At 72.9% G+C, this 7,305-nt stretch carries 5 protein-coding genes; 4 read left to right on the forward strand and 1 reads right to left on the reverse strand.

Features of this window, described 5'->3' with window-relative positions:
* The first annotated feature begins 17 nt into the window (after nucleotides 1-17).
* The 3 genes from ACFTZL_RS37680 (at nucleotide 18) to ACFTZL_RS37690 (ending at nucleotide 4,978) form a co-directional block, all read left to right on the forward strand.
* The gene (locus tag ACFTZL_RS37680; protein WP_382592758.1) at nucleotides 18-1,631 is read left to right on the forward strand and encodes a tetratricopeptide repeat protein; all 1,614 of its coding nucleotides are present in this window, start codon (nucleotides 18-20) and stop codon (nucleotides 1,629-1,631) included.
* Complete coding sequence (locus ACFTZL_RS37685; RefSeq protein ID WP_382592761.1) at nucleotides 1,628-3,229, forward strand: nickel transporter; 1,602 nt, start codon at nucleotides 1,628-1,630, stop codon at nucleotides 3,227-3,229. The genes ACFTZL_RS37680 and ACFTZL_RS37685 overlap by 4 nt, the downstream gene beginning before the upstream one ends.
* Nucleotides 3,230-3,343: 114 nt before the next feature.
* Entirely contained in the window at nucleotides 3,344-4,978 is a 1,635-nt protein-coding gene (locus ACFTZL_RS37690; RefSeq protein ID WP_382592764.1) for a protein kinase, read from the forward strand.
* A 4-nt stretch (nucleotides 4,979-4,982) separates the two neighbouring features.
* Here ACFTZL_RS37690 and ACFTZL_RS37695 read toward each other — a convergent pair whose 3' ends face one another.
* A complete protein-coding gene (locus ACFTZL_RS37695) occupies nucleotides 4,983-5,789 on the reverse strand; it encodes an SGNH/GDSL hydrolase family protein (RefSeq protein WP_382592767.1) in 807 nt (268 codons plus the stop codon).
* A 280-nt stretch (nucleotides 5,790-6,069) separates the two neighbouring features.
* Between ACFTZL_RS37695 and ACFTZL_RS37700 the strand changes: the two genes are divergently transcribed.
* Nucleotides 6,070-7,275: a S8 family peptidase gene (locus tag ACFTZL_RS37700; protein WP_382592770.1), complete on the forward strand. Its 1,206-nt coding sequence runs from the start codon at nucleotides 6,070-6,072 to the stop codon at nucleotides 7,273-7,275.
* The last annotated feature ends 30 nt before the right edge of the window (nucleotides 7,276-7,305 follow it).

Below are 7,305 nucleotides of genomic sequence, written 5' to 3' on the forward strand. Positions count from 1 at the left end.
GCCGACTGAGGAGACCCATGCCTCCGCGTACGACGGACAGCGCACCGGAGAGGCGCGACGACGACCGCCCACGCCCGGACCACGAGCCGGCCGCGGAGGCAGGGGACGAGCACGCCGCCGACCCGGCCGTCGAGCCGGAGGCTGAAGCCGCCGCCGGGCATGACGCGGAGGCCGACGAGGCACAGGCCGATGAGGAGGACGCCCGGCCGGACAGCGACAGCGCACCCTCCGCCGACAAGGACGTGGACCAGCGCGTAGCCGCGGTGCGGCGGACCGCTGACGGCGCGCGGCGCTGGCGGGCGGCTCATCTGGCCGGGTGCGCCGCGCTGCTGGCCGTCGCGCTCACCGGTGGGGCCATCGCCTTCGGGGGTGCGGGAAACGGTCCGGCCGGCGGTGACGTGGCCGCCGTGTCCGCGGCCGGGGCGTTGTCGCCGGGCGCGCTGGCCCGGGGGGATCTCGACTCGGGGATCGCGTCCCTGCAGAAGCATCTCCGTGCCCAGCCGAGGGACTTCGTCAGCTGGGCCACCCTCGGCATCGCCTACGTCGAACAGGCCAGGACGAAGGGCGACCCCTCGCGCTATCCGCAGGCCGAGCGCGCGCTGAAGCGCTCCCTCGGACTGGAGCCCGGCAACGACCCGGCCCTGGCCGGCCAGGCGGCCCTCGCCGCGGCCCGGCACGACTTCCCCGGCGCCCTCGAGTACGCCGACCGGGCCCTGAAGCAGAACCCCTACAACGAACGTGCCCTGTGCACCCGTATCGACGCCCTCGTCGAACTCGGCCGGTACGACGACGCCGAGAAGGCCGCCGATACCGCCGACGACCGACGCCCCGGCCTCCCCGTCTTCACGCGGTACGCGTACGTGCGGGAGCTGCGCGGCGATGTCCGCACGGCGCGTGAGGTGCTGGAACGCGCCCTGGACTCCGCCGACTCGCCCGCCGACATCGCCTACGTCGCCACCGCCCTCGGGCAACTTGCCTGGAACCAGGGCGACTACAAGGCGGCCCGCGGCCACTATGCCCGCGCGCTCGCCGCCGACGACTCCTACCTGCCCGCCCTGGAGGGCCGCGCCCGCTCGGAGGCGGCGGACGGTGACCGTGCGGCCGCCGTGCAGGGCCTGGAGCAGGTCGTCGCCCGCTTCCCGCTGCCCGGCCCGCTCGTCGCCCTCGGCGAGCTGTACGAGGACCGCGGCGCCGACGGCGACCGGGCGAAGGCCGGCGACCAGTACGCCCTCGTCGACGCCTGGACGGCTCTGGCCCGCGCCGGCGGTGTCAACGCCGACCTCGACTCGGCCATGGCCGCCGCCGACCACGGCGACAAGAAGGAGGCCCTGCGTGCCGCCCGCGCCGAGTGGGACCGCCGCCACAGCGTGCACACCGCCGACGCGCTCGCCTGGGCCCTGCACGTCAACGGCCGCGACGAGGAGGCCCTGCCGTACGCCCGCCGGGCCACCGCCACCGGCTACCGCAACGCCACCTTCCTCTTCCACCGCGGGATCATCGAACGTGCCACCGGCGACGAGCGCGCAGCCCGCGACCACCTGAAGGCCGCGCTCGACCTGAACCCCGGCTTCTCGCCCCTCGGCGCCCGCGAGGCCCGTACCGCGCTCAAGGACCTGGAGAAGAACCGGTGACCCTGCGCCGACTGTTCGCGTCCGGCGCCGCCGTCCTGACGGCCGCCTGCGCGCTCATTCTGCTGCCCGCCGCCACGGCGAGCGCCCACCCGCTGGGCAACTTCACCGTCAACCGCTACGACGGTCTCGTCGCCGCCCCCGGCGAACTCCGGGTGCGGCACGTCGAGGACCTCGCCGAGATCCCGGCGACCCAGGCGAAGCCGGACATCGAGCGGCTGGGCATCGCCCTGTGGGCGCGCGAGCGGTGCGCCACGGCCGCCGCGGACAGCAAGGTGACCGTCGACGGCCGCGGCGCCGCCCTCACCGCCGAGCGCAGCCGGGCGCGTGTGCGGCCCGGGCAGGCGGGGCTCGACACCCTCCGTGTGGAGTGCGAGCTGACCGCTCCCCTCCCGTCGGACAAGGAGAGTGTGTCGCTCGGCTTCCGCGGCGCCGGCGCCTCCTCCGGCCCGGGCTGGCGGGAGGTCACGGCCCGGGGCGACCGTATGACCCTCACCGCGTCGGACGTACCCGAGAAGTCGATCTCGGCCGAACTGACCAAGTACCCCGAGGAGTTGCTCTCCTCTCCGGCCGACACCGCGTCCGCCGCCCTGTCGGTGCGCCCCGGCGGGGCGGCGCTGGCCGAGGAGGAGTCGGACGCCCCCGCCGCCTCCGTGCTGCCGCGCGGCGCCGACCGCTGGACGCGTGCCCTGGACGACCTGGTCGCCCGGCACGACCTCACCGCTGGGTTCGCCGCGCTGGCTCTCGGCATCGCCGTCGTCCTCGGCGCGATGCACGCGCTCGCCCCGGGCCACGGCAAGACCATCATGGCCGCGACGGCGGCGGCCCGGGGCGGTGCGGCCCGGATGAAGGACGTCCTGCCCATGGCCGCCTCGGTGACGGTCACCCACACCCTGGGCGTGGTCGCCCTGGGTCTCCTGGTCACGGCGGGTTCGGCGGCGGCCCCTTCGGTGATCGCCTGGCTCGGCGTCGCCAGCGGCCTGCTGGTGACACTGGCGGGCGCGAGCCTGGTCCGCCGGGCACTGCGCAGCCGCGCGCCCCACCCCCACACCCCCACGCATGACCACGATCACGAGCACGATCACCGGCATGAGCACACCGGCCACGGCCACACGCACGACCACCACCACGATCACGCGCACGACGATCACCACCACCACGACCACAGCCACCCGCACGACCAGAACCACCCCCACTCCCACCCGCACAAGGTCGTGCACACCCACGGCGGCTTCACTCACTCCCACCCCGTCGCCCCCACCCTCCGCGGCACGATCCTCATGGGCTTCGCGGGCGGACTCGTGCCCAGCCCCTCCGCCGTGGTGGTGCTCGTCGGCGCCGCGGCCCTCGGGCAGGCCTGGTTCGGTCTGCTGCTCGTCGTCGCGTACGGCGTCGGGCTGGCGCTCACCCTGACGGCCGCCGGGTACGCCGTCGTCAAGGCGGGCAGCGGGATGACGCGGCTCATGGACCGGCGCCCCCGCTGGACGGCCGGCCCGATGGCGGCCCTGATACGCCGCACCGCACCGCTCGGTTCGGCCTTCGCCGTGGTGGTACTCGGCGCCGGACTGGTGTTCAAGGGGGCGGCATCCGCACTCGGCTGAGTTACGTTCGTGAGAAAACAGGCGTCAAAGGGAAAGCGGACGTCGTGAGAAAAACCGACCGCGTGGGGAAGACAGACCTCGTGGAGATTTCGCCCGGCTGCGAATGGGGGCGCCGTGTCCGAAGAACCGGGCCATGAGCGTGTGATCGCGGGCCGCTACCGGCTCCTGGCGCCGCTCGGCGAGGGCGGCATGGGGACGGTGTGGCGCGCCCGCGACGAGGTGCTGCACCGCGAGGTGGCCGTCAAGGAGGTGCGCGCCCCGGCCGGACTGGCGGCCGACGACGTGCAGCGGATGTACGCCCGGCTGGAGCGGGAGGCGTGGGCGGCTGCCCGGGTCGCCAGCGGGAACGTGGTGACGGTGTACGACGTGGCGACGGACGGCGGCCGGCCGTGGATCGTCATGGAACTGGTCCGCGGGCTCTCGCTGGCGGAGGTGCTGGACGCCGAGGGCCCGATGCCGCCGGAGCGGGCCGCGCACATCGGCGCCGAGGTGCTGGCCGCGCTGCGGGTCGCGCACGAGGCCGGGGTGCTGCACCGGGACGTGAAGCCGGCCAACGTGCTGATCTCGAACGACGGCCGGATCGTGCTCACCGACTTCGGGATCGCCATGGTCGAGGGCAGCTCCGCGCTGACCATGACCGGGGAGGTCATCGGCTCGCCCGAGTTCCTCGCCCCGGAGCGGGCGCTCGGCCGCACGCCGGGTCCGGAGTCCGACCTGTGGTCGCTCGGGGTGCTGCTGTACGCGGCGGTCGAGGGCCACTCCCCCTTCCGTCACGACACGCCCCTGAGCACGCTGCGCGCGATCGTCGACGAGGAGCTGCCGCCGCCGTACCGGGCCGGGCCGCTCGCCCCGGTCATCGAGGGACTGCTGCGCAAGGATCCCGAACAGCGGCTGCCGCCCGAGCGCGCCGAGCAGGACCTGCGGGTCATCGCCGCCGGCGGCGCGCCGCACGCGGACACCACACGGGCGGTCCCGTACCCCCCGCCGACCGCGGCCCGGGCCGAGCCTGCCGCCACGCCCCCGATGCCCTTCCCGGGGCAGCCGATGCCCTCCGGCTCGGGTGCCACGACGACGGCCACCCGTCAGGATCGCGACCGCCGGACCGGCCGGGTGCTGGTCGCGGGCGTGGTCGCACTGGCCCTCGCGGTGGGCGGGCTGACGTACGCGCTGCTGAACAATGGGGGCGGCGACGGCTCCGGGGACAACGACCAGGGGGCCGGGGCGAGTACGCCGGCCGAGACCGGCCCGAAGGAGAACACCGGGAGCGGGAAGTCGAGCCCCTCCCCGACACCGAGCGAGAGCGAGAGCGAGAAGAGCAGTCCGCCGCCGCAGTCGGTGCGGGTGGCTCTGGAGGGCAAACGCACGGACTACTCGGGCCCGTGCCCGCCGCCGAACGCCGAGGCGCCGCAGTTCACGGCGACGTTCACGGTGGGCCGGCTGCCGGCCGAGGTGCGCTACCGCTGGGTGACGCAGGACGGATCGGTGCTCGACGGGGGTTGGAAGACGCTGTCGTTCCCGGAGCGCGGCGGCCGTACGAAGCAGGACACGGTGAACGTGACGACCCGCGAGGAGTCCGGGACGATCGAGAACGAGATCAGCGTCGAGGTGCGGGAGCCGGTGCGGACGACGTCCGAGGGGGTGCCGTTCTCTCTGACGTGCGAGACGGAGACCCCGACGGACGGGGCCTCCCCTTCTCCTTCAGGCACGGACACCGAGACGGACTCAGGTTCGGACTCGGACTCCGGATGACCGGTCAGTCGTTGGCGTTGAGCACCGGCAGATAGCCGCCCGACTGGCCGGGGGCCTTCGGGTGGTAGGACTCGCCGATGTTGAGCCAGCTGACGCTGTGCAGCCAGGAGTCGCCGGAGCAGATCTCGTGGCCGGTGAAGGTGGTGCGTACGTCGCCGAAGGTGAAGCCGTGGTCGGCGGCGCGCTTGGCGACGGCGGTGTTGAGGTAGTCGGAGGCGTCGTTGATGGCCTTGCGCTTGGTCTCGGAGAGGCCGAGACAGGTCGTGCCGAGCTGGTAGAAGCGGGGGTAGCCGAGGACGACGACGCGTGCGTCGGGTGCCTTGGAGCGGATCGCCGAGTACACGCCGTCGAGCTTGCCGGGCAGCGTGGAGTCGACGTACGCCCGGGCGGTGTTGATCCGGGAGACGCAGGCACTGTCGGACTGGGTCACACAGGTCGTCATGACGTCGGCGAATCCGGCGTCGTTGCCGCCGACACTGACGGAGACGAGGGCGGTGGCACTGCTGAGCGGGCCGAGCTGACCGGACAGAACATCACCCGTTCGGGCGCCCGAGCAGGCCGTGAAGTCGAAGGTCGAGGGTGAGTGGGCGGCCGCCCAGAGGTAGGGGAAGGCCTTGGTGCTGCGCTTGCAGTCGCCGCTGGAGCTGATGTAGCTGCCGGCGCCCACTCCGGAGGAGTAGGAGTCACCGAGCGCCACATAGCCGCCAGTTGCTGCGAGTGAGGACGCCTGCGCCGTCGCGGCCCCGGTGAGGGCTGTGCCGACGGCGAGGAGGAGCGAGCTCACGAGGACGACAAGTCGGGAACGTCTCATGGAACCTCCCTTTAGCAGGATCTCTGCCATAACCGTCGTAGCAGCTACGCGTGTTGACAGGAAGTGTCCATGCCAAGTCTGTCGATTTATTTCGTGCTCATGACAGATTTGTTGACTGATGCTCAACTCTCTTGTTCTACGCCGGTAGATGGCCGACGCTTTACTCCGGCCGAGAGCGGAACGCGACGCTCCCCGGCCGGAGTGCGCGAGCACGCGCACCACCCCCACATGACGCGCGCCCCACCCAGGCGCGCGCCGCCTAGAGGAGGACTCCCTCGTAATGGCACAACTGCGTAGCAAGAGACTCGGACTCGCCGCGATCACCTCTCTGGCGACCGCCGCCCTCGTGGGCGGGTTCACCGCCCTCCCCGCCCAGGCCGCTCCCGCCGAGGGCCGGGTGCTCGCCGCGGACTCCCCGACCGCGATCAAGGACAGCTACATCGTCACGCTCAAGAAGAGCGCGGGGCTGAAGGCGTCCTCGGCCGCGGGCAAGGGCCTGGTGAAGGAGTACGGCGGCACGGTCGAGAGGACGTTCGGCAAGGCGCTGAACGGCTACTCCGCCGCCCTCTCGGCCACCGAGGCCAGGCGGCTCGCCGCCGACCCGGCCGTGGCCGCGGTCGAGCAGAACCAGCGCGTCCGGGCCACCGCCACCCAGACCAGCGCTCCCTGGGGTCTGGACCGTATCGACCAGACCTCGCTCCCGCTCTCCGGCACCTACACCTACCCGGACAGCGCGGGCAGCGGCGTGACGGTCTATGTGATCGACACCGGTGTGCGCGTCACCCACCAGCAGATCAGCGGCCGTGCCGCGCACGGTTACGACGCCGTCGACGGCGACAACGACGCCTCCGACGGCAACGGCCACGGCACTCATGTGGCCACCACGATCGCGGGCACGACCTACGGTGTCGCCAAGAAGGCGAAGATCGTGGGCGTGCGGGTGCTGAACAACAGCGGCTCCGGCACCACGGCCGGTGTGATCGCGGGCATCGACTGGGTGACGCAGAACCACTCCGGTCCCTCGGTCGCCAACATGTCGCTCGGCGGCGGCGCCTCGGCCTCGCTGGACACGGCGGTCCGCAACTCCATAGCCGGCGGCGTCACGTACGCCGTCGCCGCGGGCAACAGCAGCACCACCGCCTCCTCGTCCTCCCCGGCCCGGGTCGCCGAGGCCATCACGGTCGGCGCCACCACCAACACCGACGCCAAGGCGAGCTACTCCAACTACGGCTCGGCCCTGGACATCTTCGCGCCCGGCTCGTCCATCACGGCCGGCTGGCACACCAGCGACACCGCGACCAACACCATCTCCGGCACCTCGATGGCGACCCCGCACGTCGCGGGCGCGGCGGCGGTCTACCTGGCGGGCCACACCTCCTCCACCCCGGCCCAGGTCGCCTCGGCCCTGGTCGCCGGCGCCACCACCGGCAAGGTCACCAGCGCGGGTTCGGGCTCGCCGAACCGGCTGCTGAAGCTCGTGCAGTAACCGGCACGGACGCCGGCACCTGAAGAACCG

The sequence above is a fragment of the Streptomyces sp. NPDC056948 genome (assembly GCF_042674225.1).
Lineage (GTDB): Bacteria > Actinomycetota > Actinomycetes > Streptomycetales > Streptomycetaceae > Streptomyces > Streptomyces purpurascens.